This is a genomic window from Mesorhizobium sp. M0983 (assembly GCF_040318975.1).
Taxonomy (GTDB): domain Bacteria; phylum Pseudomonadota; class Alphaproteobacteria; order Rhizobiales; family Rhizobiaceae; genus Mesorhizobium.
Genome location: NZ_JAMYNH010000003.1, coordinates 259,565 through 285,507, shown reverse-complemented (window position 1 = coordinate 285,507; position 25,943 = coordinate 259,565). Strand labels below are relative to the sequence as shown.

Here is a 25,943-nt window from a genome sequence, read left to right as displayed (position 1 = left end):
TCACGCACAATGGGCAATGGCCGACGAAAAGTCATCATACAACAACCCATTTTTTGTATGTTGACATTATTTCTTTCCAACCCTACCGATGTCCGGATTGGGAGAATTTACGTGGCCGCATTGACGGATCCAGATTTGCTGTTTGCCGCCGAGGCGCGCCCGCTTTCGCTGGCCCGCGATCTCTACGCCGCGGTCAAGGACCTGCCGATCGTCAGCCCGCACGGCCACACCGATCCGCGCTGGTATGCGCTCAACGAGGCGTTTCCCGATCCGGCGCAGTTGCTGATCGTGCCGGACCACTACATTTTCCGCATGCTGTTCAGCCAGGGTGTTCGGCTTGAGGAGCTTGGCGTGCCGACGCGTGACGGTTCGCCGGTGGAAACCGACGGCAGAACGATCTGGCGGCGCTTCGCCGAGCATTATTACCTGTTCCGCGGCACGCCGACCCGGCTGTGGTTCGACCATGTGCTCGCCCATCTGTTTGGTATCGACGAGCCGCTGAATGCCAAGACGGCCGACCGCCACTACGACACGATCGCGACGCTGCTGCAGTGGGAGAATTTTCGCCCGCGAGCGCTGTTCGAGCGCTTCAACATTGAGGTCATCGCGACGACCGAAGGCGCGCTCGACGATCTCAGATGGCACCAGATGATCCGCGACAGCGGCTGGGACGGCCGCGTCGTCACCGCCTATCGGCCGGATGCGATCGTCGATCCCGACTTCGAAGGCTTTTCGGCCAATCTCGACCGGCTTGGCGAGATCACCGGCTGCGACACCGGCAATTGGGCCGGCTATCTCGATGCGCATCGCCAGCGGCGCGCCTTCTTCAAGAGCTTTGGCGCGACTTCCTCCGATCACGGCCATCCGACGGCCGAAACCGCCAATCTCTCGGATGCCGCCGCCGAGGAGCTGTTCAACCGCATCCGCCGGGGCTCGAACGACGAGCGCGAGCGAAAGCTGTTTCGCGCCCAGATGCTGACCGAGATGGCCAAGATGAGCCGTGACGACGGGCTGGTCCTGCAAATCCATCCCGGCTCCTGGCGCAATCATTCGCCGGCTGTCTTTCAGAAGTTCGGCAGGGACAAAGGCTTCGATATCCCGACTCGAACCGATTATGTGACGGCGTTGAAGCCGCTGCTCGACTGTGTCGGGCTGGAGCGCGATCTCACCATCATCCTGTTCACCCTCGACGAGACCAGCTATGCGCGCGAGCTGGCGCCGCTCGCCGGTGTCTACCCGGCATTGAAGCTCGGGCCGGCCTGGTGGTTCCACGACAGCCCCGAAGGCATGCGCCGGTTCCGCGAGATGACCACCGAAACGGCCGGTTTCTACAACACCGTCGGTTTCAACGACGACACCCGCGCCTTTCCATCCATACCGGCCCGCCATGATGTGGCGCGCCGGGTCGATTGCGCATATCTGGCGCGTCTCGTCGCCGAGCATCGGCTCGGCGAGGACGAGGCGCACGAGCTGGCGCAGGAACTTGCCTATACGCTCGCGAAAAAGGCGTACCGGCTCTAACGGCGCTTGCCGCCATCGTTCAAACGGGAGGAAACCAATGCTGCATTTTTCAAGACGGGCGGGAGCTACGCTACTTGCCGCCGCACTGCTGGCCGGAACGGCAAGCGCCCAGACGGTCCTGCGCTCGTCTGACACACACCCGGACGGCTATCCGACGGTCGAGGCGGTCAAATATTTCGGCGAGCTCGTGAAAGAGCGCACGGCCGGCCGCTATGTGGTCGAACTCTATCCTTCCGCGCAACTCGGCGAGGAAAAGGACACGATCGAGCAGGTGCGCACCGGCGTGATCGATCTCAACCGCGTCTCGATGGCGCCGTTCAACGGGCTCATCCCGGAGACCACCGTACCCTCGCTGCCCTACATCTTCCGTTCGGAAGACCATATGCACAAGGTCATGGACGGGGCGATCGGCGACCAGATCGCGGCGGCGTTCGACCAGGTCGGGCTGGTGCTGCTCGCCTTTTACGATGGCGGCTCGCGCTCCTTCTACAATTCGAAGAAGCCGATCAACACTGTAGCCGACATGGCCGGCATGAAGTTCCGCGTCATCCAGTCCGACATCTTCGTCGATATGGTGGCGGCACTCGGCGCCAACGCGACGCCGATGCCGTATGGCGAGGTGTATTCGGCGATCGAGACCGGGGTGATCGACGGTGCGGAGAACAATTTTCCGAGCTACGACACCGCCAAGCACGCGGAAGTCGCCAAATACTATTCGCTCGACGAGCACACGATGGTGCCGGAAGCCTTCGTCATGGCGAAGTCGAGCTGGGACAAGCTGACGCCGGAAGACCAGGCGATCTTCAAAGCGGCCGCCAAGGAGAGCGTCGCCAAGCAGCGCGAGCTGTGGACCGCCAAGGTCAAGGAATCGCGCGCCAAGGTCGAGGCGGCCGGTTCGCAGATCACGACGCCGGATAAGCAGCCCTTCATCGACGCGATGGGCCCGGTCTACGAGAAGCACGTCAAGGACGACAAGCTGAAGGCCATGGTCGAAGCCATCAAGGCCGTGCAGTGATCAAGCGGCGGCGCGGACATCCCGCGCCGCCGTCCTCTTGCGGAGAAAACCGGTGACTTCCAGCCCAAAACCAAGACCGCTCCTGTCCGGCGTCGCGCAAGTGATGTCGCGCGTCAGCACGGCGGCGCTGTCGATCGCCGGCATCGGGCTGGTGCTGATGACCGCCTTCGTCGCCTGGCAAGTGTTCGGCCGCTATGTTCTGAATCGTTCGCCGAGCTGGACCGAGCCGGGCTCGGTGATGCTGATGAGCTGGTTCATTTTCCTCGGCGCTGCCGTCGGCGTGCGCGAGAACTATCATCTCGGCTTCGACGTCCTGCTCTACGTGCTGCCAAAAGGCGGCAAGCGCTGGCTGCGGATGATTTCGGACCTCGTCGCGCTCGCCTTCGGCATCGGCATGATCTGGTATGGCAGCCAGCTGGTCGCATTGACCTGGGGCTCTGTCTTGCCGTCACTCGGCATATCGGGGGGCTGGGACTATGTCCCGCTTGTCGCGGGAGGCGCGCTCATCGTGCTCTTCACGCTGGAGCGCATCGTGCTTCGCCTCTCCGGCGCGCCGATCGACGATGCCCTCGATGAATTGCCGCCGGCCGAAGTCGCAGCCGAACTCGACACCGCCAACGTGAAGGTCTGACGCCATGGAACTGTGGATTCTCTTCGGCGTCTTCACCCTGCTGATGCTTATCGGCACGCCGATCGCTTTCTGCCTCGGCGTCGCAAGCCTGGCCACCGTCCTCTATATGGGCCTGCCGCCGCTGATCGTCTTCCAGCGCCTGAATTCCGGCATGAGCGTCTTTTCGCTGCTGGCCATTCCGTTTTTCATCTACGCCGGCGACTTGATGGTGCGCGGCGGCATCGCCAGCAAGATCGTTGCCTTCGCCGGCTCGCTCGTCGGCCATTTGCGCGGCGGCCTCGGGCAGGTCAACATCGCGACCGCTACACTATTCGGCGGCATTTCGGGCTCCGCGGTGGCGGAGGCAGCCGCGGTGGGCGGCCTGATGATCCCGCAGATGAAGGCGCGTGGATATGGAGCGGACTACGCCGTCAACGTCACGTCGATGGCTGCGCTGATCGCGCTGCTGCTGCCGCCGTCGCACAACATGATCATCTACTCGATCTCGGCAGGCGGAAAGATCTCCATCGCCGATCTGTTCACGGCCGGCATCATCCCGGGCCTGCTGCTGGCCCTGTCACTGATGGTCACCGCCTATTTCGTGGCGCGCTCGCGCGGCTATCCGACCGAGCCGTTTCCGGGCTTCACCGCGGTCGCGCATCTTTTCGCCGTCGCGGTGCCAGGCCTGCTGCTGATCGCGATCATCTTCGGGGGCGTACGATCGGGCGTCTTCACGGCCACCGAGAGTTCCTGTATCGCCGTCATCTATGCGCTGCTCGTGACTGTCTTCGTTTACCGGCAGATGACCTGGGAAGGGTTCGTTCATGCCACCCATGGCGCCGTGCGCACCACGGCCATGGTGCTGCTTATCATCGGCATGGCGGCGGCATTCTCGTGGCTGATGGCCTTCCTGAAAGTACCGGCAGCGCTGATAGCCTCCATGAACGCGATCTCGGACGATCCGCTGGTCGTGCTTCTGCTGCTCAACCTCTTGATGCTGTTCCTCGGCACGTTCATGGACATGGGGCCGACGATCATCATTTGCACGCCGATCTTCCTGCCCGTGGCGCAGGCCTACGGCGTCGATCCGGTGCATTTCGGCGTCATCATGATCCTCAATTTCGGCATCGGGCTGAACACGCCGCCGGTGGGCGCAGTGCAGTTCGTGGCGTGCGCAGTGGGCAAGATATCCGTCTGGGAATCGATGCGCTCGATCTGGCCGTTCTATGGCGCAGGCCTCGTGGTGCTGGCGCTCGTCACTTACATTCCAGCCATTTCGCTATGGCTGCCGAGCGTCTTCAAATAGGGGTTGCGACATGGCATCGGACACCGCAGTCGGGCTCCGCGTCGAACGAAGACCGAAGCTTTCGGAAACCGTCGTCGCCGCGATCCGCAAGCAGTTGCAGGCGGGCGAGATCCAGCCTGGGCAAAAGCTGCCGACCGAGGGCCAGTTGACTGAAACCTTCGGGGTCAGCCGCACCGTGATACGCGAGGCGCTGGCCAAGCTCGCCGCGGACGGCCTGGTCGAACCGCGCCAAGGCGCCGGCGTCTTCGTCACCGAGCATATCTCGACAGCGTTCGGTGCTCTGGCAGCAGAGATGGGCAGCAAGGATTCGATCGCCCTCAACGTGCTCGAAGTCAGGTTGGCCATCGAGATCGAATCCGCCGGGCTCGCTGCCCTCCGCCGTAACGCCGCACAGGAAGCGGCGATCCAGGAGGCCTTCTTCGAGTTCGAACGGCTGCTCCTCAACAGCGAGCCGACGGGACCGGCCGACCTCGCCTTCCACCGCGCAATCGCCAGCGCCACCAACAATCCGTTCTATGTCGAGATGCTCGATGTGCTCGGCCGGCGCGCTATCCCTTGCGATGTGACCTCGCCCTGGTCGACCGAATTCGCGCAGTCCGATGCCTACCAGCGCGGCCTGCAGCGCGAACACCTGATGATCCTCAATGCCATCTCGGCAGGCGATGCCGAGGCGGCACGGGAGGCGATGCGCGCGCATCTCGGTGCCAGCCAGCAGCGCTATCGCGAACGCCTGCACGCGCGTCAGGTGTTTTATGCCGACTCGGTCAAGGCCGCGGCAACTGAATAAGCAATTGAGGCAGCTCCATGGGACAGCAATGAATCACACTGACAATCATACGGATTTCACCTCGCGCTTTGCCATCGATCCTGTTTCTGCCGCGGCGATGGGCACGGACGAACTGCGTCACAATTTTCTGATCGAGGACTTGTTCCAGCCAGGCCGTATCAGCCTGACCTACACCCATTACGACCGCATGATCGTCGGCGGTGCCATGCCCGCCGGCGCGCCGCTGCCGCTGCAGGCGATCAAGCCAACCGGGACCAAGAATTTTCTCGACCGCCGCGAGATGATCATCGTCAACATCGCCGGTGCAGGCGTCGTGAAAGCCAGCGGCCAATCCTACGAGCTGCAGGCGCGCGACATGCTCTATCTAGGCATGGGCACCGATGAGGTGTCGTTCGCTGCGACCAATCCGGCTGAGCCGGCTAAGTTCTACCTGCTCAGCGCGCCGGCGCATCAGAGCCATCCCAACCGGCTGATCCGCATCGGCGATGCCAAGCGGCTCGATCTCGGCAGCCAGGCGACCTCCAACGAGCGCTCGATCTTTCAGTTCATCCATGCCGACGGCGTGAAGACCTGTCAGCTGGTCGTCGGCATGACCCAGCTTGCCCCCGGTTCGGTCTGGAACACCATGCCGTGCCATGTGCATGACCGGCGCATGGAGGCCTATCTCTATTTCGACCTGCCGGAGACGGCGCGGGTGTTTCACTTCATGGGCGAACCGGACGAAACGCGTCATCTCGTCGTGCGCAACGAGGAGGCGGTGCTGTCGCCGGGATGGTCGATCCATTCGGGCGCCGGCACCTCGAACTACGCCTTCATCTGGGCGATGGCCGGCGACAATGTCGACTATACCGATGTCGACCTGGTGGCGATGGAGGAGCTCAAGTGAGCGACCTCTCGGCCTTCAGCCTTGCCGGCAAGCGTATCCTCGTCACCGGCGCCAATACCGGCATCGGCCAGGGCATCGCCGTGTCGATCGCGCGTGCCGGCGGCGCGGTCGTCGGCGTCGGTCGCTCGGCGATGGACGAGACGGCGGAGAAGATTGCGGCGGCCGGCGGACGCTTCGAGGCGGTCCGCTGCGACCTTGGCGATGATGCCGCCGCCCAGGCGATGCTTGACCGCGTCTGGGACGATACGGGGCCGCTCGACGGCCTGGTCAACAATGCCGGCATCATCCGGCGTGCCGATGCGGTCGACTTGACCGAAGCCGACTGGGACGACGTCATCGGCGTCAACCTCAAGACGGTGTTCTTCCTCAGCCAGAGTTTTGCCAGGCGCGTGCTTGCCGACCCGGGACGGCGTGGCAAGATCGTCAACATCGCTTCGGTGCTGAGTTTTCAGGGTGGCATCCGCGTCGCCTCCTACACCGCCTCCAAACATGGCGTGCTCGGCATCACCCGACTGCTCGCCTGCGAATGGGCGGCAAAGGGCATCAACGTCAACGGCATTGCGCCAGGCTATATCGAGACCAACAACACCGAGGCGCTGCGTGCCGATCCCGACCGCAGCGCTTCGATCCTGGCGCGCATTCCGGCCGGGCGCTGGGGCGCGCCGGAAGACATCGGCGACGCAGCCGTCTTCCTGCTGGCGCCGGCGTCGAACTATATGCACGGCGCGGTGATGCCGGTGGACGGTGGCTGGCTGGCGCGATGAACAACAAAAGATGAGAGTTTGGCGATGACCGGAACCAAGATCTTCTCGCATGCCGGCGAGGGTGCGTGGACGCCGACGCCGGATGGCAACCGCAGGCGCGTGCTCCTGCACACGGACGAACTGATGATGGTCGAGTTCGCCTTCGACAAGGGCGGCGTCGGCGCGCTGCATTCGCATCCGCATGTCCAGGCGAGCTACGTCGCCGAAGGCCGCTTCGAGGTCACCATCGACGGCAGGACCGAGATCTTGGAAACCGGAAGCAGCTTCATCGTTCCTTCCAACCTGGTCCATGGCGTCAAGGCACTGGAGGCGGGACGACTGGTCGACAACTTTACGCCGCCCCGCGCCGATTTCCTCGACTGAGCTGCGGGCCCGAAGATCAGGCTGTCAGTTCTCGGAACGAAAAACCCGCGCCTCCGGAGAGACGCGGGCGTGTTGCCTGGGCGCTTGTGGCGCCGCGGTACTCAAAACATCACCGCAGAACCTGAACCTGCCGAATGATGGTGAAGATAGGATTAACCGCTCCGAGGCGGCGCGATATTCACAGCCAAGGCGAATAGGGGCTGGAACGACGGTCTGATATCGGCCAATGAGAGAGAAGTTCGCTTCAGGCGGTGCCGAGGACAGGACCAGAGGGGTCGATAAATGTTCGAATCTGCTGTCCAGGCAATCACCCGGCGATTCGCCGGGGAATTTCGGCAGGTCGTATCCGCGAAAGTTCTGTAATGCAGATTGCGGCGAGCATCCCGGCAGAGGATTCCAAGCGGCGCGTCCTGAAGGATGTCTTCGGCTTCGATGATTTTCGTCTCGGCCAGGCGGCCGTGATGGAGGCGCTGCTGGCCGGGCATCATGTACTGGCCGTCATGCCGACGGGTGCGGGCAAATCGCTCTGCTACCAGGTCCCGGCGCTGGTGCTGGGCGGGCTCACCATTGTCGTTTCGCCGCTGGTAGCGCTGATGCAGGACCAGGTCGCCGCATTGCGCCTTGCCGGTGTGGCGGCCGATACGATCAATTCCTCGCTCGACCGCGATGCCAATGTCGCTGCATGGCGCCGCGTCGCGGCAGGGCAGACACGGCTGCTCTATCTTGCGCCGGAGCGGCTGATGACCCCGCGGATGCTCGAGGCGTTGACCAAGCTCGATGTCCGGCTGATCGCCATCGACGAGGCACATTGCATCTCGCAATGGGGACCGGCGTTCCGGCGCGAATACGAAGAATTGTCGCGGCTGCGCGGCATCTTCCCCGATGTGCCGATCATTGCGCTGACGGCGACTGCGGACGAGACGACGCGCACCGACATTGCCGCGCAACTGTTCGACGGGCGCATCGATACCGTGGTGCTCGGCTTCGACCGACCGAACATCAAGCTAAGCATCGAGCCCAAGCAGGACAGCAAGCGCCAATTGCTGAATTTCGTGCAGCGCCATGCCGGCCGAAGCGGGATCGTCTATTGCCTGTCGCGCAAAAAGACCGACGAGATGGCGGCGTTCCTCGAGCGGAACGGCGTACGCGCGCTCGCCTATCATGCCGGCATGAGCAAGGACGCGCGTGAAGCGAATCAAAACGCTTTCATGACCTTGTCCGGGGTGGTGATGGTGGCGACCATCGCCTTCGGCATGGGGATCGACAAGCCGGACGTCGCCTATGTCTTCCACACCGACCTGCCGGGCAGCTTGGAAGCCTACTATCAGGAAATCGGGCGGGCGGGCCGCGACGGGCGGGCGGCCGAGGCGCATATGCTCTTCGGTCTCGGCGACATCCGTATGCGCCGGCTTTTCATCGACGACGAGGGCGCACCGGCGGAGCACAAGAGGCGCGCGCATGGCCGGCTCGATACGTTGATCGGCTATTGCGAGACGGCGCAGTGCCGCCGCCAGATCCTGCTTGGCTATTTCGGCGAAAGTGCTTCGCCTTGCGGCAATTGCGACAACTGCCTCGACCAGGCGCCGCATGCGGATGGCGACGCCGAGGCGCGGATCATCCTGGCAGCGATCACACAGACCGGCGAGCGCTTTGGCGCTGCCCACGTTGTCGATGTCCTGCTCGGCCATGAGACCGAGAAGGTCCTGGCCAGGAACCACCACAGGCTTGCCAGCTTCGGCACCGGTGTGGCGCATAAGAAGAGTCTCTTGCTGTCGCTGCTTCGCCAACTCGTCGCGGGAGGGTTCCTGACATTGGACTCAGCCGGCCATGGCGGCCTCGCCGTCGCCGAGAAAGGCCGTGAACTCGCCCGGGGCGAGGCTTCATTCCGGTATCGCGTGGACGCGCGCCAGTCATCGCGAGGCAAGATACGTCCTGTGGATACCGCAGCAGGCACGGAAGGTCTGGATTCGGCGCTGCTGGCCGCGCTCAAGGCGGTCCGGCTGCGTCTTGCCCGGGAACGCCAAGTGCCGGCCTTCGTGATCTTTTCGGATCGTACGCTGATCGATATGGCAGAACGCTGCCCGCGTGATCTGGACGCCTTCGCCGCGGTCAACGGCGTCGGCGCCGCCAAGCTCAAGGATTTCGGCGAGATATTCCTCGGCGCGATCGCTGCGCATCAGTCCGGTGTGGCGGGCTGAAGACCCACTTCAGTGACGCAATCAGCACCTGCTTCGTCTCGCCGCCGCAATCGCAGCCTCCTGCTGCCGCAAGCGCTCGATCTTCGCGCTCTGGCGGGCAGCGACGGTCGAGGCGACACGCTGCCCTCCCCACAGCCAGTCCGGAATGTTGGTGTGGACGACTTTGCCGCGAGCGATGGCTGTTGCCGACATCTCGTCAGCGACCGTGCCGATCGCCACGTTGAGCTCGACGCAACTCATCTTGTCGTATTTCGCAGCATCAAAGGATGCAGGCAAAGGCGATGCACAACTTCCGACAAACATCAGGCTGCATATCACAGGCGTGGCCGTGGAGATCGGCTTCATTCTCTTATCAAGCACGTTGATGCCGGACAGACGAATATCGGAGGATTCTCGACCTCGGGCCGCTAAGCACTCCCGAGGTTCCGCGTAACTGAAGCATGTGACCTCTACAACCCTCTGTCCTGACCGTCCTATTTGTCCTCGAAGAATTCCGAGAGAACCGCTGCTATCGTGTCGGGGTGCTCTTCTGGGAAAAAGTGCCCGCCTTGGACAGCGCGTCCTTCCACTCTGTCAGCCCATTTCCTCCAGATAGCCAGCGGCCCGCCTTCTTGCGCATACCAGTTCTCCAGGGCGCCTTCGCCACTCCATAGCGCCATTAGCGGGCACTCGATGCGACGACCGTTTGCCTGGTTCAGCGCGTCATGTTCACGATCGATCGTCGCAGCGGCGCGATACTCTTCGCAGATCGCATGAATATGCGCGGGATCGCGAAGCGCATCAACATAGGCGTCCCTGACCTCTTTGGAGACCATTTTCGTCGACGATCCCCATTGCGTTATTGCATCGTCGACGACTGCATCGGGAGCCGCGCCGATCAGACGTTCCGGCAGGGGCTCCGGCTGGGCAAGCAGGCTCCAGGGCCAGAAGCCGAGCGCCAGTCTGGCATCCGCCCGATCCCATGTTGCGGCGGTGGGGACGATGTCGAGGACGGCGATTTTGAGCACTTTGTCGGGATGGTCGAGCGCCAGGCGATAGGCAACCCGCCCGCCGCGATCATGCCCGGCAACCATGAACCGCTCAAACCCCAGTTGCTTCATGGCTTGAACCATGTCGCCGGCCATGGCGCGCTTGGCGTATTGGCTATGATCGGCAGAGGAAACCGGGCATCCGCTTTGGCCATAGCCTCGAAGGTCGGCGGCGACCACCGTGAAGCGGGGCGCCAAGGCTGCGGCGATATCCCTCCACATCAGATGCGTCTCTGGAAAACCGTGAAGAAGCAGCAGCGGCGGACCGGTGCCACCGACCCTTGCGAAAATGGTCGTATAGTCCAGTCGCAAGCTGGTGGCTCTGAAACCTGCAAACACCGTCAGCCTCCTCCGGCGCCGTCAGACAAACTCTCTAAGGGCGCTAACGGTCGCCTGAGGCGAAAACCCCGGCCGCGATGGCCAGGGTTCAAGCCGGCCAATTGCTAGAATCGAAACCAGACCCAGACGCGCCTGCGGAAGCACCGCCTGCGCCGATAGCCATTCCGCCAGTAAACGCGACAGACCCTTCTCCAAGCACGCCGGCGGCGCCGGCGCGGCCGGTGCCACCGGCGATGATAGACTGGTTGCAACTCTGCTTGAGTATCGTCGTCGAAGGTCTCGACGTCCGGCGCCTCGAGTTCATCGAGAATGCCGTTTCTGGCAGTTGGAACGCCGGCCACTGCGTTGATTGGCCGAACTGTGCTTGCAAGGGCCGCGGCCCCGGCAATGCCAAACATTCCTGTCAAAAATAGTCGCCGATCCATGGAAACCTCCCGATCTCAACCAGCGATAGAGCAAGGGCTAACGATGGGGAGATAGCGCGGTCGGTGCAAACGCCCAGATCCGCGCGGCGATTAGCCGTGGTCCGGTCGGCCGGAGGGTGTTGCCTTCTCGTCGAAGTGGGACGGCTACTTCGATCGACAAACACCGGACGCTTTTTTGAATTGATCGCGGCCGAGACACAAGGAACATCGAATGACGTCTGCGCCATAGCCACCCAATTCCACGCTACTGCTCTCGCTTTGGTCGTTGCGTTGCAAGAGGGCTTGACTGCCATCCTACCAGAAGGTAGGTAGGGGCATGGGCAACGTGTCTACTACCTCCGACGACATCCTGGCTTGTGCGCGTTCTCTGATCGTCGCTGGCGGCTACAACGGTTTCAGTTATGCCGACATCGCTGATGTGGTCGGGATTCGTAAGGCGAGCATCCATCACCATTTCCCAAGCAAGGTCGATCTGGTCCGAACGCTGGTTGCGCGGTATCGGGAAGAAGCTGAAGCGGGGATGGCGAATCTCGAACTTCAGGTCTCCGATCCGCTCGAACAGCTTCAGGACTACGCTGGCTATTGGGAAGTCTGCATCGCGGATGCCAGCGCTCCGTTTTGTATCTGCGCGCTGTTGGCAAGCGAGCTCCCCGTGCTGCCCGAGGAAGTTGGCCTTGAGGTCCGGGCGCATTTCCGCTCCCTGTCGGCTTGGCTGACATCCGTGCTGGAGCGCGGTGCGCGGCTCGGCCGATTCCAACTGATGGGTGCCCCTCGTGCCGAGGCTGAAGCGTTCATGGCGACTGTCCACGGCGCGATGCTTTCGGCACGGGCCTATGGCGATCCGAAGATATTCGCCGTCGTGACACGCCCGCTCCTGGAGCGGCTCGCTCCGCGTTCCCTCCAGATACAATCCTAAGACCTCAAATAACCATCGCCGTAACGGCTCTGCGACGTTCGTCGAGAGACCTACCTACTAGTCGAAAGGACATCCAATGACGGTTCACAGTAGCGATCTTTCCCGCGCCAGCCAGGAACAATGGCTCAAGCTCTATTACTTCGCACGGACGGCGGTCTCGGCTGTCTGGGTGGCGGCTGCCTTTACAGTGGGACAGAATTCCGGGGTGGTGGCGGCGGTTTTGCTCGTGGCTTATCCTGCATGGGATGCCCTCGCCAATTTTGTCGACGCATCGCGCAGCGGAGGATTGGGACAGAATCGCACCCAGACCATCAACGTCGTGGTCAGCGCGGCGACAACGCTCGCGGTCGTTGTTGCGCTGAAGATGAGCATGAATTGGGTGCTTGGGGTGTTCGGCCTATGGGCGATCCTGTCTGGCCTGCTTCAGCTCGGCACCGCGGTCCGCCGTTGGAAGAGCTCTGGCGCGCAGTGGGCGATGATCCTGAGCGGAGGGCAATCAGCACTGGCAGGCACGTTTTTCATCGCGCAGGCGCGGATGCCGATGCCGCCATCCATCACCAACGTGGCCGGCTATGCCGCAGTAGGCGCCCTCTACTTCCTGGTTTCGGCGGTGTGGCTGAGTGTGAGCCAATTGCGGGGGAAGGCTGCATAGCCCGCCATCTTGAGCCATCACCGACCCGATCAGAGGGCTGCCAGCTGCTAGTATCGGTTCGCCAAACACAACGACCCGCCGTTATCCTTAAGGACCGATATGTTTGGAATTTCACCACCCGGCTGGGGGCTAGCCGCTCATCCAAGGCATCTCGATCGCGCCGAACGATACAGCGATCCCGAGGGCCATCAGCGCAATGCCCAAAGCAACTTCGAAGCGGCGGCCGCGCTGCAGCAGCTTCTCGACGAAGACGACCAGCGTCAACAGCAGCATCCAGGCGACGCTCATGATGCCCACCGCGACCAGCACGGCAAACAGCGCCCAGCAGCAACCAAAGCAATAGAGCCCGTGCCGCAGCCCCATCTCGAGTGCGCCAACCCGCCCGTCGCGCCAATGCTGCGCAACGAAAGCGAGCGGCGAACGGCAATGGCTGAGGCAAATGTGCTTGAGGGTCGTGAATTGGTAGAGTCCGGCGACGCCAAGCGTGATACCGAGCGCGAGCGGCGCCCATTTCGAACGCTGAGGCGGATCGAGGCTGGTCGCAAACTCGCTTCCGAACTGGACCAGGACATACACGAGAAGGCCCGCCGCCGCCCAGACGAGCATGTAACCCGCGACGAATATCCACGTCGGGATGGCAACGTGCTGTTCGCGCATGGCCTGCGCCGCCGCGAACATAAAGATCATGGGCGCGGCCGCCGGCAGCATCATGGCAGCCATCATCACCGTCCATACAGCAAGAAAGGCGGCGGCGCCGGCGAGTGACCAGCCGTCGGCGGCAATTCCGGCCATCGCCATGCCGGCCATGCCTTCCATACCCTCCATCCCGCCGCGCACCGCAATGCCCATAGGCATATCCATGCTGAGGGTCAGCGCCCACGCCGCCGCTGTTAGCACGACGAGCGATGCGAGAAGGCCGAGCGGCATGCCACGCAAATTCCGGAGCCGCGACGATTTCCCGGGGAACGCGTCAGGCATCGGCACGTCCCTAGTTCGGGCCGGTCCAGTCGAACGGAATGTGTTTGCTCGAGCGCGCCGTGCCCGTCCAGTCGAGCCCGAAGCCTTTGGTGCTCACCTCGACCGAACGCCCCCAGGTGGCAACCTGGCCCGGGCCGACCTCCGAGCCCGGCGGGTTGATCGTCTGCACCCGCTTGCCGGGTGGTGTTGTGGGACCTGAAAGCGCTTCCGCATGCCCGACGACGAGGCCAGGAATCTCGACCCGCCAGGTGGCAAGGTCGCCCGCCACCTCGAAAGTGATCGGCACGAACTCCATGCCACGCATCTCGCCGATGTTGGCGGCAAAACCCGCCGGCCAGCCGCCAGCCTGCCCGCCGAAGATCGCCTGCAGGGCTTCACGTTGCCGCTCGTTCGCCTTCTCGTCGAGGTACATGCCCATCACGGCCTTTGCCTCGCCGGCCCATAGATTGCCTTCGAACTCGCCGAGCGCCACCAGCGACAGGCCGTCGAGCTTCACGTCGCCATACTGACCCTCGCGTACATGCCAGGCGAGCACGCCCTGGCAGTGATTGCCGGTCGGCCGCTGGGCGAACTCGCAAGGGCAAGGGATGTCGCAGCTGCAGATGTCGAACCAGTCGCCTGCGAGCCGCCATTGAGGCACTGCATTCATGGCTCTTCCTCCCGGAATGTAGCGCCATTTATACGTCGAAGGCGGGGCGCACTCCAGCAGTTAGTGCATCGCTCGCTGATTTTTGGTGGACTTGACGCCCCAGACACAAGTCACCGCGTTTTGATCAGAAACTGCTCGCAACAGAACCCAGCCGCCATCCAGTGCGACCACGGAAGTGGTTTCCTGCTCCGTTCCATGTGATCGATGAGGTCGTGGGTAGGTTCGCGACGGGTCGATCACCAAATACACGATCCAGCTGACGCTCGCTTGACCCACATTGCGAACCGACAACCTTCCGCAACACCGCTCGCTGGTCAACGACCTAGCGGGCCAAGGGTTAACGCCGGGCTGCAATTGAGCTCCGCGGCTTCACGAGCATTTATGGCTGAGTTCGGCAGGCCAAATCAAAAAATGAAGTTAGTATCACTGGCGGAGAGGGAGGGATTCGAACCCCCGATGGGCTTGCACCCATGCCGCATTTCGAGTGCGGTGCATTCGACCACTCTGCCACCTCTCCGCGGTCATGGTCCGCCGTTGCCGGCGCGGCGCACTAGATAACGGCTGGACAGGCAGGTTACAAGGGCCAATCTGCCCCGGCGCCGCAGGTTCCCGTCCGTGCTGCGTTCAAAGCTGCGGTGCCCGATGTTCCATGTTTGCCGGACTGGGCTCAGCCCATTCGCAGCTTGCCCGCGGCGCTTGCCTTGACTCAAGCCGAACCTTCGGTTAGGGACAGCGCGCAATCGGCGTGGAGGGATCTTCCGCGCCGCTTGTTTTTTTGAACCCGCAGACTGACAAAAAGACGGCCGAACCGCCTCAGGCGGTTCATCAAGGCCGACCGAACAGCGAAAGGCAAAAAATGTTCGCAGTCATCAAAACGGGCGGCAAGCAGTATCGCGTTGCCGCCAACGATCTCCTGAAGATCGAAAAACTCGAAGCCAATGTCGGCGACATCGTCGAAATCGGCAATGTGCTCGCGCATGGCGAAGGCGAGAACGTCACGTTCGGCGCGCCGTTCGTCGATGGTGCGATGGTCACCGCCGAAGTCGTCGAGCAGGGCAAGAACCGCACGGTCATCGCCTTCAAGAAGCGTCGCCGGCAGAATTCGCGCCGCAAGATCGGCCATCGCCAGCTTTTGACCACTGTCAGGATCGCCGAGATCCTGCTGGGTGGCGCCAAGCCGGCGAAGAAGACCGCCGCCAAGACCGAAGCGAAGGCCGAAGTTGCCGCCAAGATCGAGGCGAAGGCTGAAGCTGCGCCGAAGGCCGCAGCCAAGGCAGAGGCTGCGCCGAAGAAGGAAGGCAAGGCCGAGGCAAGTGAAGCCGCCGCACCGTTGTTCAAGGCGCCGAAGGGCGAGCCGGATGACCTGACGGTGATCAAGGGCATCGGCCCGGTTGCCGCCGGCCAGCTCAACGAACAGGGCATCACCACCTTCGCCCAGATCGCCAAGCTGTCCGACAAGGATGTCGCCAAGATCGACGAGCACATGCCGTTCAGCGCCGACCAGATCAAGGACTGGCGCGAGCAGGCCAAGGAATTGGCGAAGAAGTAGAACGAACCGGCGCAATCGTCGCCGGATCGGACTTGAAACGGAACGCGAACGCGTTCATAAGATCGTTTAGGCGCCTTGCGGCGCATCGGAGTAGTTAGATGGCACACAAGAAAGCTGGCGGATCGTCGCGCAATGGTCGCGACTCCCATTCCAAGCGGCTCGGCGTGAAGAAGTTCGGCGGCGAAGCCGTGATTCCGGGCAACATCATCATTCGTCAGCGTGGCACGACGTGGCATCCCGGCACCAATGTCGGCATTGGCACGGACCACACGCTGTTTGCGCTGGAAGCTGGCGCAGTCACCTTCAACAAAAAAGCCAATGGCCGAACCTACGTATCGGTGAACCCGATGACGAAGGCAGCGGAGTAGCCGGTTCCGCAAGAGAACACCGGCACCCATCTCGGGACCGGTGTCTGGCCAAGCCAGGAAATGGATCAGGGGAGATGGGTTTCCATCTCCCCTTTTTCTTGCCTGGAGGACTGACATGGTTGCCGAAGCGGAAGCGACAGACGACGAAAGTTACGCGATAGATTGCCCGGTCCTGGTCACCGAGCGGCTGGTCATGCGGGCCCCGCGTGAAAGCGACATCGAGCAATTGGTGGCGCTCGCCGATAACCGCCATGTCGCGGAAATGCTGGCCCGCATGCCGCATCCCTATGGCGAGGCCGAGGCACGCGCTTTCCTGGCTATGACGGCATCGCGCCGGGCCGGAATCGCCTATGCGTTGACGCTGGCCGGCACCGAGACCTTCGTCGGCTGTGCCGGGCTCAACACCACGGATCGCGGGCTGGAGCTCGGCTATTGGATCGGCGAGCAGTACTGGAAACGCGGCTACGCGACGGAGGCAGCGCACGCACTGGTCGACCTTGCCTTCCAGAGAACCACGATCCAGGTGCTGCACGCCTCGACGCGGGTGATCAATCCGGCCTCGCGCCGGGTCATCCACAAATGCGGCTTCCAGTATGCCGGCCAGGGCATGCTGAATTCGATCGTTGCCGGCCAGGTGCCGGTCGAGCGCTACCGCCTCGATCGCAAGACCTGGACCAGCCTCAGGAATTGGGTGCATTTTTGATGGATGCGGCTCACGCCATCTCGACCCAGACCGGCAAGTGATCCGAACCGGCCGCTTGCCGGTCGACCCACAGGCGCCTCAGCGATTTGGTAAGCGAGGCGCTGGTGAAGATGTAGTCGATGCGCTTGTGGCGGCTGGCATCGCCCGGCCGCTTGGGGTCGACCCAGGTGACGAGATCGGCGCCGGCCGCGCCGAGGCGCGCGGCGGCATCGACGGCGAGGTCGGCGGTCACCGGCATGCCGAATTCATGGTCAGGCTGGCCGGCGAGTTCGACGTGTTCCGGCGATCCGGCGAGCATGTTGAAGTCGCCCATGACGACGAAGGCTTCGGGACAAGGCAAGTCCGGTAAGCCGATCTCGGCGACGCCGGAGAGCCCACCGCCCTCGAGCGGGTAGTTCAACAGGCGTTCGCGCAGAAAGCGGATCTGGCTCAGGCGTTCGACCGGGCTGCGATGGTCGAGATGAGTGGAATAGAAGCGGACGAAGCCAAGCGGCGTTTCGATCAGCGCCTCCAGCGCGCCGCGCTGGAAGTTCATCGCCTCGAAACTGCGGCTGCGCGGCAAAAGGAGATTGCGCGACAGATGGATCGGCGTTCTCGACAGCACCATGTTGCCGAGCTGGAAGGTGGTCGTGATGGCGCGGCCGTTCTCCAGGCGCGATCCGGCGTCGGCTTCGAAATTGCTGCCGTAGACGGCAAAATAGTCGGGCAGCGCCTCGCCGAGCTCGGCCACCATGTCGCGGCCGCCATTCTTCGGGTTGCCGCGGGTGACCTCCTGCAGCGCGATCACGTCGGCGCCGCGCACCGCATCGGCGATGCGACCGACATCATAGCGGCCGTCGAGGCCCATGCCGTAGTGGATATTGTAAGTTACCAGCTTCATTCCGACATCTCGCGCTTGGAAAGCCGAAGATCGATTTTCGGCAAGGGTCAACCAAATGCTACGCGTCCAGAGATACGCGCGACGTTACAGTAGCAAAAACGGCCCTCGCCCTTCGACCCGCCTTGCTTTAGAGCAATCCCGCAAAGCCAATAGCAGAAACCATACAATCCGATGAAATTTCTCGATCAAGCCAAGGTCTACATCCGCTCCGGCGACGGCGGCGCCGGTTCGGTGTCGTTCCGGCGCGAAAAGTTCATCGAGTTCGGCGGCCCGGACGGCGGCGACGGCGGCCGCGGCGGCGATGTCTGGGTGGAGGCGGTCGACGGACTAAACACGCTGATCGACTATCGCTACCAGCAGCATTTCAAGGCCAAGACCGGGACGCACGGCATGGGCCGCAACATGACCGGCGCCAAGGGTGCCGACGTGACGCTGAAAGTGCCGGCCGGAACACAGGTCTTTGCCGAGGACAATGAGACGCTGATCTGCGATCTGACGGTCGTCGGCCAGCGCTTCCTGTTGGCCAAGGGCGGCAATGGCGGCTTCGGCAACCAGCATTTCAAGACCTCGACCAACCAGGCGCCGCGCCGCGCCAACCCCGGACTGCCGGGCGAAGAGCTCAATATCTGGCTCAGGCTGAAGCTGATCGCCGATGCCGGCCTGGTCGGGCTGCCCAATGCCGGCAAGTCGACCTTCCTGGCGGCCGTCACCGCGGCCAAGCCGAAGATCGCCGACTATCCCTTCACCACGCTGCATCCAGGCCTTGGCGTGGCCCGCATCGACGGGCGCGAATTCGTCATTGCCGACATTCCCGGCCTGATCGAAGGCGCGCATGAAGGCGTCGGCATCGGTGACCGCTTTCTCGGCCATGTCGAACGCACGCGCGTCCTTCTGCACCTCGTCTCGGCGCAGGAAGAAAATCCGGGCAAGGCCTACAAGACCGTGCGCGCCGAACTCGACGCCTATGGCAACGGGCTGACCGACAAGGTCGAGATCGTCGCTCTCTCGCAGGTCGACATACTCGATGCCGACGCACGCAAAAAGAAGGCCGCCTCGCTGAAACGCGCCGCCGGCCGCGCGCCGATGCTGCTTTCGGCGGTCACCGGCGAGGGCGTCGAGGCGGTGTTGCGCGCGCTGATGGCTGTGGTGGCGGAGGCGCGCGAAGCTGTCGCTGCGCCGGTCGAGACGCGCTGGAACGCATAGCCATGGCCGCGCAATCGCTGAAAAATTATCGGCGCATTGCCGTCAAGATCGGCTCGGCGCTGCTTGTCGACCGCACGACGGGCCTGAAGCGCGACTGGCTGGCCTCGCTTGCCGACGACATCGCCGTGCTGGCCAATGGCGGCGCCGAAATTCTCGTTGTGTCTTCCGGTGCGATTGCACTTGGCCGCACCATCCTCGGTCTCGGCAAGCGGGCGCTGAAGCTCGAGGAGAGCCAGGCGGCGGCCGCCGTCGGGCAGATCGCCTTGGCCGGCGCCTGGTCGGATGCGCTCGGCAAGAATGGTTTGAAATCGGGACAGATCCTGTTGACGCTCGGCGACACGGAAGAGCGCCGCCGTTATCTCAACGCGCGGGCGACGATCTCGACGCTGCTCAAGATGAAGGCGGTGCCGGTCATCAACGAGAACGATACGGTGGCCACCTCCGAAATCCGTTATGGCGATAACGACCGGCTGGCGGCGCGCGTCGCCACCATGATGGGCGCCGACCTTTTGGTGCTGCTCTCCGACATTGACGGGCTCTACACGGCACCGCCTGCGCGTGACCCGCACGCTCGGTTCATTCCGATCGTCGACCGCATCACCCCCGACATCGAGGCGATGGCGGGTGCCGCCGCTTCGGAATTGTCGCGCGGCGGCATGCGCACCAAGCTCGATGCCGGCAAGATTGCAACCGCCGCCGGCACCGCCATGATCATCACATCAGGCACGCGGCTGTCGCCGCTGCTGGCAATCGAGCGCGGCGAGCGCGCCACCTTCTTCCGGCCGAGCAGCAGCCCGGTCAAAGGTTACAAGACCTGGATCGCCGGGCAGCTCGAACCGGCTGGCCGGCTGACCGTCGATGCCGGCGCCATCGGCGCGCTGCTCTCCGGCAAGTCGCTGCTGCCGGCCGGCGTCAAATTGGTCAGCGGCAATTTTGCGCGTGGCGACACGGTGGCGATCCTGTCGCCCGAGGGCCGCGAGATAGCGCGCGGGCTGGTTGCCTATGATGCCGCCGATGCCGTAAGGATCGCTGGGCTGAAGACGACCGAGATCGAAACCGTGCTCGGCTACGAGGCGCGTTCGGCGATGATCCACCGCGACGACCTTGTGGTGAGCCATGCCGGTGGTGAGCAAGTAGTCGGTGACCAGGTTACATAGCGGAGGATGAGCCATGCTGACGCTGCATGAAAAATCCCGGGATGACACCGTCGCGCTGATGGCCGATATCGGCCGCCGCGCGCATGCCGCGGCCCGACCGCTGGCCATCGCAGCGGCCGAGCGCAAGCACAAGGCGCTGGTCGGCATGGCTCAGGCGATCCTTCGGCATGAGCAGGATATCCTCGACGCCAACGCAATCGACATCAGAAATGGCGAGGAGGCTGGCCTATCGGCAGCGTCGATGGATCGGCTGAAGCTCGATCCCGTCCGCATCCGCGCCATGGCAGACGGCATCAGCGAGATCGCCGAGTTGCGCGACCCAATCGGCGAAATCATTGCTGGATGGGACCGGCCGAACGGGTTGCACATCGAACGGGTGCGCACGCCGCTAGGCGTCATCGGCGTCATCTATGAGAGCCGGCCGAACGTGACCGCCGATGCCGGTGCGCTCTGCCTCAAGGCGGGCAATCCGGTGATCCTGCGCGGCGGCTCGGATTCAGCGAATTCTTCCGCCGCGATCCATGCCTGCCTGGTCGAGGGGCTGAAGGCAGCCGGGCTGCCGGAGGATGCCATACAATTGGTGCCGACCACCGATCGCGCCGCCGTCGGCGAAATGCTGAAAGGGCTTTCCGGCAATCTCGAGGTCATCATTCCGCGCGGCGGCCGCAGCCTGGTCGAGCGTGTGCAGAAGGAGGCGCGGGTGCCGGTCTTCGCCCATCTCGAGGGCATCTGCCATCTCTATATCGACCGATCGGCTGATCTCGACATGGCGGTCAAGATCGCGGTCAATGCCAAGATGCGGCGCACCGGGGTGTGCGGCGCTGCCGAGACGCTGCTGGTCGACAGTGCCGTCGCCGTCACGCACCTGGTGCCGATCCTCGAGGCCCTACGGGCGGCAGGATGCGAAATCCATGCCGATGCCGAGGTGCTGAGGCTTTATGCCGATGCCCAGCCCGCGACCGATGCAGACTGGGTGACCGAATATCTCGACGCGATCATCGCTGTGAAGCTGGTCGACGGCATTGGCGGCGCGATCGAGCATATCGAGACGTTCTCCTCGCATCACACCGAGGCGATCGTCGCCGAGGACGCCACAGCGGTCGACCGGTTCTTCAACGAGGTCGATTCGGCGATCCTTCTGCACAACGCCTCGACCCAGTTTGCCGATGGCGGCGAATTCGGCATGGGCGCCGAAATCGGCATCGCCACCGGCAAGATGCATGCCCGCGGACCGGTCGGCGTCGAGCAACTGACGTCGTTCAAATATCGTGTACGCGGGTCGGGACAGGTGAGGCCTTGAAGCTTTGTGTTCAAAGAACCTGAAGCCTTGCGCCCAGCCACCCCCCTCTGTCCTGCCGGACATCTCCCCCTCAAGGGGGGAGATCAGCTCTCGTTCGCGATTTCGCCAATTGCCGGGCGGGCAGAATTCAAGCTGTCATTGAAGCTGACAATCTCCCCCCTTGAGGGGGAGATGCCCGGCAGGGCAGAGGGGGGTGCCTGACGCATGCTTGCCTTGTCCGAACATGCCATATCCTCCCGTTACCTCAAGATGCCGCATGCCGGGAAAGGCGTGGCGGTCGGGCTGTTTGGCGGTTCGTTCAATCCGCCGCACGCCGGGCATGCGCTGGTCGCCGAGATCGCGCTCAGACGCCTTGCTCTCGACCAGCTGTGGTGGATGGTGACGCCCGGCAATCCGCTCAAGAACGCTGGTGAACTTGCGCCGCTGGCCGAGCGGCTGCAGCTGTCTGAAAAGATCGCCAAGAACCCGAAGATCAAGGTCACCGCCTTCGAGGCGGCCCACCACGTCCGCTTCACCGCCGACACGCTGGCGTTGGTCAAGGCGCGTAACCCCGGCGTCGATTTCGTCTGGATCATGGGGGCCGATTCGCTTCGCGACTTCCACCGCTGGCAGCGCTGGCGCCGTATCGTGATGACGTTCCCGATCGCGGTGGTCGACCGGCCAGGTGCGACGCTGTCGTTCCTGTCGTCCGTGGTCGCCAAGACTTTCGACTATGCCCGCGTCGACGAAGGCGACGCACCGCGGCTCGCCCGCATGAACGCGCCGGCCTGGACCTTCATCCACGGCCCGCGTTCGTCGCTGTCGTCGAGCGCGATCCGCAATGTGGCAAAGGGCTGAGCGGGCGGAAGGCAAGTCCAGCCATGTCGCATTTGCCGCTGCCTTGACCTGCTTGATGGGCGATCCTCGGTCATGACGATTCTCGAGCGCGACCAGGACAAGAACGGTCTAGGGCAGCCGGCGCCCTCGATCGCTATTGCCAGCATCCTCTTGTCGATGGCGCTGATCGCCGTCGGCAATGGGCTCATGTTCGCCTATATCCCAGTCCGGCTCGGCGCCGAGGGCTTCGATCCGACTTGGGCGGGGCTGATCGTCACCGGCCTTTCGGCTGGCGGCCTCGCTGGCTGCATCCTGACCGGGCCGCTGGTGCGGCGTGTCGGCCATGCCCGCGTGTTCATGGTACTGTCGGCGCTGATCGTGCTGTCCAACGCCGCGGTCGGCGCCGGGCCGCACCCATTGCCATGGATCGCTGCACGGGCGCTCTACGGCTTTGCCATATGCGGCCTGTTCATTGTCGCGCAGAGCTGGCTGAACGATGTCGTCGCAAACGCCATCCGCGGCCGGGTCATGGCTATCTTCTACGTTGCCTATGTCGCCGGACTCGGCGTCGGCTATTCGACGCTGGCGTTGATCGATATCCGCGCGGCCGATGCGCCGCTGATCGGCATTGCCTTCACCGCGCTGTCGATCCTTCCCGTCGGGCTGACGCGGCTCGCGCAGCCACCGGCGCCGCAAGCGGCGTCGGTGGCGCTCGGCCGCGCCTGGCGAATCTCGCCGGTCGGCGTTGCCGGCATGCTTGCCGTCGGCGGCCTGTCGATGACGATTTCGGGTTTTGCGCCAATCCATGCCACCGCCAGAGGCTACAGCCAGGCCGACGTCGCCTTGCTGCTTTCGGCAATGCCGGTCGGCACGCTGATCCTGCAGATTCCCCTCGGCTGGATTTCCGACCGCACCGACCGGCGCTTTGTGCTGATCGCGGCGTCGGCGCTTGCCGCCGCGGCGGGCCTGTTTGCACTGGGTTTCGACGGTGGCGCTCTGGCGACGCTGCTCGTCATCTACGTGGTCTGGGACGGCGCCTCGGAATCGATCTATTCGCTGGCCAGCGCCCATGCTGGCGACCGCGCCGGCAAGGACGACATGGTGGCGCTGTCGAGCTCGCTCTTGTTTGCCTGGTCGCTGTCCGGCTTCGTCGTGCCCGGCATTGTGACCGGGCTTTCCGCCATCTATGGCACGCAGGCCTTCATCTATGTGGCAATCGTCATTGCCGCCGCCTACTGCTTGTTCGTTCTCTGGCGCGTCGGCATGGTGCGGCCCGTGCCCGCCACCGAGACCGGCAGTTTCGCGCCGATGACGGCGCAGGCGCCGTTGCCTGTCGATCTCGCCTTCGCGCCCGAAGATCAGCGCGGGCGCGGAGAGCTTTGAGGGCCATCTGCGGGCTGGCTTCAAATGCTCTATTGCTGCGTGGCTGAGGCCTCCGGCTGCGGCGCTTGCGGCGCCGGCGCCGGAATTGAAAGGCCTTCGGCATCGAACGCCTGCTTGACACTCTTGGTGAGGTCGATCTGGGCGGCGAAGAAATCGGCAGCCGCCGTCCAGTAGCGCAAGGTGATGGCGACGGTGCTGTCCCCGACAGTCGCGACAAAGGCGATCGGCGCCGGCTGCCGCCTGACGCGCCGGTCGGCGGCGGCGACACCGAGCATGGTCTTTTGCGCGAAATCGATGTCGTTCCACGAGCCGATGCTGAGCGTGATGTCGCCGCGGCGCACACCATTGCGGGTGAAATTGCGGACCGGCTGGTTCCACAGGGTCGAGTTAGGTGCAAGCACGTAGACACCTTCGACCGTCCTCAGCGTTGTTGCAAACAGCCCGATCTCCTCGACGGTACCGGATATGGCGCCGACCTCGACATATTCGCCGATGCGGAACGGCCGCAGCGCCAGCAGCATGATGCCAGCGGCAATGTTCTGCAGCGTGCCTTGCAGCGCCAGACCGATGGCCAGGCCGGCGGCACCGATGGCGGCAATGATCGAAGCCGTCTGCACGCCGAACTGGCCGAGAACCATGATCACGACAAGCCCGAGGATGGCGTAGCGGACGACCTGCGAGAAGAAATGGCGGAGCGTTTCGTCGAAGCCGTGAACGTGGCCGAGGCCGGCATAGATCGAACGCTCGGCGAGGCCGGCGACGATGTAGCCGATGACCAGCAGGATGACGGCGCCGACCGCCGAAAGCGAGTAGGAGACGATCAGCGTGCTGAGTTGCGCCAGGCCGGATTGCACGGTGAGGAGGGCGTTCTGAGGATCGATCGGCATGTCGGGATTCCGGTTCGTGGATGAGCCGATAACCGCTGCGGGGCGAGGCGGTTCCGAATTTCTGGCCCGGAAAAGCCGCATATTCGGCCGTTACCGGGCCTCTGCTTGCGAGCGGTGTCTTGAAACTGCAACCTAACTCTGCCTATCTAAGCAGTGTCACCTGATTTGAAAGGTGATTTGGTTGTTCTTGCTGCGAAAGGAAATACACTGAGAACAGCACTGCGGAAGAAGGCCGACATCGTGCCTTCGCCGGCCGGGATCAGCGTAAGCGACGCCGTGTCCCGCGCCATCAAGACAGTCCTTGCCAGTCTGGAAGACTCCAAGGCTGAAAACATCGTCTCAATCGACATTCAGGGGAAATCGAGCCTCGGCGACTACATGGTCGTCGCGTCGGGCCGATCGCACCGTCATGTCTCGGCTGTCGCCGATCATCTCCTCAAGGCGCTCAAGGATGCCGGGCTCGGCACGGCGCGCGTCGAGGGGCTGGCTGGCGCCGACTGGGTCCTGATCGATTCGGGCGACATCATCGTCCATGTCTTCCGTCCCGAGGTCCGCGACTTCTACAATCTCGAAAAGATGTGGCAGGCGCCGGATCTTGAGGAAGAGACCCTCCACTGAGCCGTATTCGTCTTGATGCATGTCGTTGTGCGACACGCATCAGCGGCTCTCCGAGGCAGGGATGAAGATTACCGTTCATGCCGTGGGCCGAATGAAAGCCGGCCCCGAGAAGCAGTTGGCCGACCGCTATTTCGAGCGTTTCGCCAAGAGCGGCCCTGCCGTAGGCCTCGAATTCGCCGGGATCGCCGAGATTGCCGAAGGCCGCGCGCAGACGGCCAATGAGCGCCGGCGCGAGGAAGGCCAGAAGCTGCAGACGCACTTGCAACCGGGCACGGCGCTGATGCTGCTGGATGAGCGCGGCAAGAACCTTTCCTCCGAGGATTTCGCCGGCCGCATAAGCTTGCTGCGCGATGGCGGGCGCAAGGCGCTGGTGATCGCCATTGGCGGCGCCGACGGCCATGACCAGTCGCTGCGTGACTTGGCTGATCTGACGGTGTCGCTCGGCGCGCTGACCTGGCCGCATCAGCTGGTCCGCGTCATGCTGGGCGAGCAGCTTTACAGGGCGGCCACGATCCTTTCCGGCCACCCCTACCATCGTTCATGAAGCCGGTTCGATCAGCGAATTGACGCCAGCCGCCCGGATTTCTGCCCCAATGCTCATCGACAGTTTGGGCTCATAGGGGTTTGCGGATGGCGGCCGGG

At 63.4% G+C, this 25,943-nt stretch carries 27 protein-coding genes and 1 tRNA gene; 21 read left to right on the top strand and 7 right to left on the bottom strand.

The window, feature by feature from the left end; translation table 11 throughout:
• Window positions 1-111 precede the first annotated feature (111 nt).
• The 9 genes from uxaC to recQ all read left to right on the top strand — a co-directional run bounded on the left by uxaC (window position 112) and on the right by recQ (window position 9,450).
• Entirely contained in the window at window positions 112-1,521 is a 1,410-nt protein-coding gene (gene uxaC / locus NKH71_RS07930) for a glucuronate isomerase (RefSeq protein WP_352787951.1), read from the top strand.
• Window positions 1,522-1,558: 37 nt separating this feature from the next.
• A complete protein-coding gene (locus tag NKH71_RS07925) occupies window positions 1,559-2,536 on the top strand; it encodes a TRAP transporter substrate-binding protein (RefSeq protein ID WP_023719698.1) in 978 nt (325 codons plus the stop codon).
• A gap of 103 nt (window positions 2,537-2,639) precedes the next feature.
• Window positions 2,640-3,167, top strand: a complete 528-nt coding sequence (locus NKH71_RS07920) for a TRAP transporter small permease (RefSeq protein WP_023719697.1) — start codon at window positions 2,640-2,642, stop codon at window positions 3,165-3,167.
• Between the two features lie 4 nt (window positions 3,168-3,171).
• Complete coding sequence (locus NKH71_RS07915; RefSeq protein WP_352787948.1) at window positions 3,172-4,452, top strand: TRAP transporter large permease; 1,281 nt, start codon at window positions 3,172-3,174, stop codon at window positions 4,450-4,452.
• Between the two features lie 10 nt (window positions 4,453-4,462).
• On the top strand, window positions 4,463-5,239 hold the full coding sequence (locus NKH71_RS07910) for a FadR/GntR family transcriptional regulator (protein WP_352480962.1): 777 nt from the start codon (window positions 4,463-4,465) through the stop codon (window positions 5,237-5,239).
• 28 nt (window positions 5,240-5,267) lie between these two features.
• The gene (kduI, locus tag NKH71_RS07905; protein ID WP_023719694.1) at window positions 5,268-6,125 is read left to right on the top strand and encodes a 5-dehydro-4-deoxy-D-glucuronate isomerase; all 858 of its coding nucleotides are present in this window, start codon (window positions 5,268-5,270) and stop codon (window positions 6,123-6,125) included.
• Complete coding sequence (gene kduD / locus NKH71_RS07900; protein WP_352480961.1) at window positions 6,122-6,889, top strand: 2-dehydro-3-deoxy-D-gluconate 5-dehydrogenase KduD; 768 nt, start codon at window positions 6,122-6,124, stop codon at window positions 6,887-6,889. The genes kduI and kduD overlap by 4 nt, the downstream gene beginning before the upstream one ends.
• 24 nt (window positions 6,890-6,913) lie before the next feature.
• Complete coding sequence (locus tag NKH71_RS07895) at window positions 6,914-7,252, top strand: cupin domain-containing protein (protein WP_023719692.1); 339 nt, start codon at window positions 6,914-6,916, stop codon at window positions 7,250-7,252.
• Between the two features lie 362 nt (window positions 7,253-7,614).
• The gene (recQ, locus tag NKH71_RS07890) at window positions 7,615-9,450 is read left to right on the top strand and encodes a DNA helicase RecQ (RefSeq protein WP_352787946.1); all 1,836 of its coding nucleotides are present in this window, start codon (window positions 7,615-7,617) and stop codon (window positions 9,448-9,450) included.
• 21 nt (window positions 9,451-9,471) lie between these two features.
• On the opposite strand, the gene NKH71_RS07885 is transcribed toward recQ, so the two are convergent.
• Window positions 9,472-9,726: a hypothetical protein gene (locus NKH71_RS07885; RefSeq protein ID WP_245278615.1), complete on the bottom strand. Its 255-nt coding sequence runs from the start codon at window positions 9,724-9,726 to the stop codon at window positions 9,472-9,474.
• Window positions 9,727-9,923: 197 nt separating this feature from the next.
• The gene (locus tag NKH71_RS07880; protein ID WP_023719689.1) at window positions 9,924-10,817 is read right to left on the bottom strand and encodes an alpha/beta fold hydrolase; all 894 of its coding nucleotides are present in this window, start codon (window positions 10,815-10,817) and stop codon (window positions 9,924-9,926) included.
• A gap of 741 nt (window positions 10,818-11,558) precedes the next feature.
• On the opposite strand from NKH71_RS07880, the gene NKH71_RS07875 reads away from it, so the two are divergent.
• Window positions 11,559-12,158, top strand: coding sequence for a TetR/AcrR family transcriptional regulator (locus NKH71_RS07875; protein WP_352494133.1), 600 nt, complete (start codon window positions 11,559-11,561; stop codon window positions 12,156-12,158).
• A gap of 76 nt (window positions 12,159-12,234) precedes the next feature.
• Entirely contained in the window at window positions 12,235-12,810 is a 576-nt protein-coding gene (locus NKH71_RS07870) for a DUF308 domain-containing protein (protein ID WP_352894718.1), read from the top strand.
• Between the two features lie 129 nt (window positions 12,811-12,939).
• On the opposite strand, the gene NKH71_RS07865 is transcribed toward NKH71_RS07870, so the two are convergent.
• The 3 genes from NKH71_RS07865 to NKH71_RS07855 form a co-directional block, all read right to left on the bottom strand.
• Window positions 12,940-13,788, bottom strand: a complete 849-nt coding sequence (locus tag NKH71_RS07865) for a DUF2182 domain-containing protein (RefSeq protein WP_352787943.1) — start codon at window positions 13,786-13,788, stop codon at window positions 12,940-12,942.
• 10 nt (window positions 13,789-13,798) lie between these two features.
• Window positions 13,799-14,437, bottom strand: a complete 639-nt coding sequence (locus tag NKH71_RS07860) for a DUF1326 domain-containing protein (RefSeq protein ID WP_023719685.1) — start codon at window positions 14,435-14,437, stop codon at window positions 13,799-13,801.
• 427 nt (window positions 14,438-14,864) lie between these two features.
• A tRNA-Ser gene (locus tag NKH71_RS07855) sits at window positions 14,865-14,954 on the bottom strand.
• Window positions 14,955-15,293: 339 nt separating this feature from the next.
• Between NKH71_RS07855 and NKH71_RS07850 the strand changes: the two genes are divergently transcribed.
• From NKH71_RS07850 to NKH71_RS07840, 3 genes are all read left to right on the top strand, one after another.
• Complete coding sequence (locus NKH71_RS07850) at window positions 15,294-15,986, top strand: 50S ribosomal protein L21 (protein ID WP_352787941.1); 693 nt, start codon at window positions 15,294-15,296, stop codon at window positions 15,984-15,986.
• A 98-nt stretch (window positions 15,987-16,084) separates the two neighbouring features.
• On the top strand, window positions 16,085-16,354 hold the full coding sequence (gene rpmA, locus NKH71_RS07845) for a 50S ribosomal protein L27 (protein WP_023678077.1): 270 nt from the start codon (window positions 16,085-16,087) through the stop codon (window positions 16,352-16,354).
• Between the two features lie 115 nt (window positions 16,355-16,469).
• Window positions 16,470-17,057, top strand: a complete 588-nt coding sequence (locus NKH71_RS07840) for a GNAT family N-acetyltransferase (RefSeq protein ID WP_352787938.1) — start codon at window positions 16,470-16,472, stop codon at window positions 17,055-17,057.
• 10 nt (window positions 17,058-17,067) lie between these two features.
• Here NKH71_RS07840 and NKH71_RS07835 read toward each other — a convergent pair whose 3' ends face one another.
• Window positions 17,068-17,937: an endonuclease/exonuclease/phosphatase family protein gene (locus NKH71_RS07835; RefSeq protein WP_352894717.1), complete on the bottom strand. Its 870-nt coding sequence runs from the start codon at window positions 17,935-17,937 to the stop codon at window positions 17,068-17,070.
• 171 nt (window positions 17,938-18,108) lie between these two features.
• Here NKH71_RS07835 and obgE point away from each other — a divergent pair, with 171 nt between their 5' ends.
• From obgE to NKH71_RS07810, 5 genes are all read left to right on the top strand, one after another.
• The gene (gene obgE, locus NKH71_RS07830) at window positions 18,109-19,140 is read left to right on the top strand and encodes a GTPase ObgE (RefSeq protein WP_023719681.1); all 1,032 of its coding nucleotides are present in this window, start codon (window positions 18,109-18,111) and stop codon (window positions 19,138-19,140) included.
• Window positions 19,141-19,142: 2 nt separating this feature from the next.
• Window positions 19,143-20,297: a glutamate 5-kinase gene (gene proB / locus NKH71_RS07825; RefSeq protein WP_023719680.1), complete on the top strand. Its 1,155-nt coding sequence runs from the start codon at window positions 19,143-19,145 to the stop codon at window positions 20,295-20,297.
• 13 nt (window positions 20,298-20,310) lie between these two features.
• Complete coding sequence (locus NKH71_RS07820; protein ID WP_352815009.1) at window positions 20,311-21,597, top strand: glutamate-5-semialdehyde dehydrogenase; 1,287 nt, start codon at window positions 20,311-20,313, stop codon at window positions 21,595-21,597.
• Window positions 21,598-21,846: 249 nt separating this feature from the next.
• Window positions 21,847-22,434: a nicotinate-nucleotide adenylyltransferase gene (locus NKH71_RS07815; protein WP_031194203.1), complete on the top strand. Its 588-nt coding sequence runs from the start codon at window positions 21,847-21,849 to the stop codon at window positions 22,432-22,434.
• A gap of 72 nt (window positions 22,435-22,506) precedes the next feature.
• Window positions 22,507-23,796, top strand: a complete 1,290-nt coding sequence (locus NKH71_RS07810; RefSeq protein WP_023719677.1) for an MFS transporter — start codon at window positions 22,507-22,509, stop codon at window positions 23,794-23,796.
• A gap of 29 nt (window positions 23,797-23,825) precedes the next feature.
• Here the strand turns inward: NKH71_RS07810 and NKH71_RS07805 are convergent, their stop codons facing one another.
• Window positions 23,826-24,683 (bottom strand): mechanosensitive ion channel family protein, encoded by an 858-nt coding sequence (locus tag NKH71_RS07805; protein WP_023719676.1) that lies wholly within the window; start codon window positions 24,681-24,683, stop codon window positions 23,826-23,828.
• A 240-nt stretch (window positions 24,684-24,923) separates the two neighbouring features.
• Between NKH71_RS07805 and rsfS the strand changes: the two genes are divergently transcribed.
• Window positions 24,924-25,301 (top strand): ribosome silencing factor, encoded by a 378-nt coding sequence (gene rsfS / locus NKH71_RS07800; RefSeq protein WP_352815011.1) that lies wholly within the window; start codon window positions 24,924-24,926, stop codon window positions 25,299-25,301.
• A gap of 61 nt (window positions 25,302-25,362) precedes the next feature.
• Window positions 25,363-25,845 carry a 23S rRNA (pseudouridine(1915)-N(3))-methyltransferase RlmH gene (gene rlmH, locus NKH71_RS07795; protein WP_023719675.1) on the top strand — a complete coding sequence of 161 codons (483 nt, stop codon included), beginning with the start codon at window positions 25,363-25,365 and terminating at the stop codon, window positions 25,843-25,845.
• The last annotated feature ends 98 nt before the right edge of the window (window positions 25,846-25,943 follow it).

Coding starts and splice junctions, on each gene's coding strand:
- NKH71_RS07895 (WP_023719692.1), top strand. CDS start 6,914: ATGACCGGAACCAAGATCTTCTCGCATGCCGGCGAGGGTGCGTGGACG.
- NKH71_RS07815 (WP_031194203.1), top strand. CDS start 21,847: ATGCCGCATGCCGGGAAAGGCGTGGCGGTCGGGCTGTTTGGCGGTTCG.
- NKH71_RS07875 (WP_352494133.1), top strand. CDS start 11,559: ATGGGCAACGTGTCTACTACCTCCGACGACATCCTGGCTTGTGCGCGT.
- NKH71_RS07820 (WP_352815009.1), top strand. CDS start 20,311: ATGCTGACGCTGCATGAAAAATCCCGGGATGACACCGTCGCGCTGATG.
- NKH71_RS07810 (WP_023719677.1), top strand. CDS start 22,507: ATGACGATTCTCGAGCGCGACCAGGACAAGAACGGTCTAGGGCAGCCG.
- NKH71_RS07840 (WP_352787938.1), top strand. CDS start 16,470: ATGGTTGCCGAAGCGGAAGCGACAGACGACGAAAGTTACGCGATAGAT.
- obgE (WP_023719681.1), top strand. CDS start 18,109: ATGAAATTTCTCGATCAAGCCAAGGTCTACATCCGCTCCGGCGACGGC.
- NKH71_RS07860 (WP_023719685.1), bottom strand. CDS start 14,437: ATGAATGCAGTGCCTCAATGGCGGCTCGCAGGCGACTGGTTCGACATC.
- NKH71_RS07925 (WP_023719698.1), top strand. CDS start 1,559: ATGCTGCATTTTTCAAGACGGGCGGGAGCTACGCTACTTGCCGCCGCA.
- NKH71_RS07870 (WP_352894718.1), top strand. CDS start 12,235: ATGACGGTTCACAGTAGCGATCTTTCCCGCGCCAGCCAGGAACAATGG.
- rlmH (WP_023719675.1), top strand. CDS start 25,363: ATGAAGATTACCGTTCATGCCGTGGGCCGAATGAAAGCCGGCCCCGAG.
- kduI (WP_023719694.1), top strand. CDS start 5,268: ATGAATCACACTGACAATCATACGGATTTCACCTCGCGCTTTGCCATC.
- NKH71_RS07805 (WP_023719676.1), bottom strand. CDS start 24,683: ATGCCGATCGATCCTCAGAACGCCCTCCTCACCGTGCAATCCGGCCTG.
- recQ (WP_352787946.1), top strand. CDS start 7,615: ATGCAGATTGCGGCGAGCATCCCGGCAGAGGATTCCAAGCGGCGCGTC.
- NKH71_RS07910 (WP_352480962.1), top strand. CDS start 4,463: ATGGCATCGGACACCGCAGTCGGGCTCCGCGTCGAACGAAGACCGAAG.
- NKH71_RS07835 (WP_352894717.1), bottom strand. CDS start 17,937: ATGAAGCTGGTAACTTACAATATCCACTACGGCATGGGCCTCGACGGC.
- proB (WP_023719680.1), top strand. CDS start 19,143: ATGGCCGCGCAATCGCTGAAAAATTATCGGCGCATTGCCGTCAAGATC.
- NKH71_RS07865 (WP_352787943.1), bottom strand. CDS start 13,788: ATGCCTGACGCGTTCCCCGGGAAATCGTCGCGGCTCCGGAATTTGCGT.
- NKH71_RS07920 (WP_023719697.1), top strand. CDS start 2,640: ATGTCGCGCGTCAGCACGGCGGCGCTGTCGATCGCCGGCATCGGGCTG.
- rpmA (WP_023678077.1), top strand. CDS start 16,085: ATGGCACACAAGAAAGCTGGCGGATCGTCGCGCAATGGTCGCGACTCC.
- NKH71_RS07850 (WP_352787941.1), top strand. CDS start 15,294: ATGTTCGCAGTCATCAAAACGGGCGGCAAGCAGTATCGCGTTGCCGCC.
- NKH71_RS07915 (WP_352787948.1), top strand. CDS start 3,172: ATGGAACTGTGGATTCTCTTCGGCGTCTTCACCCTGCTGATGCTTATC.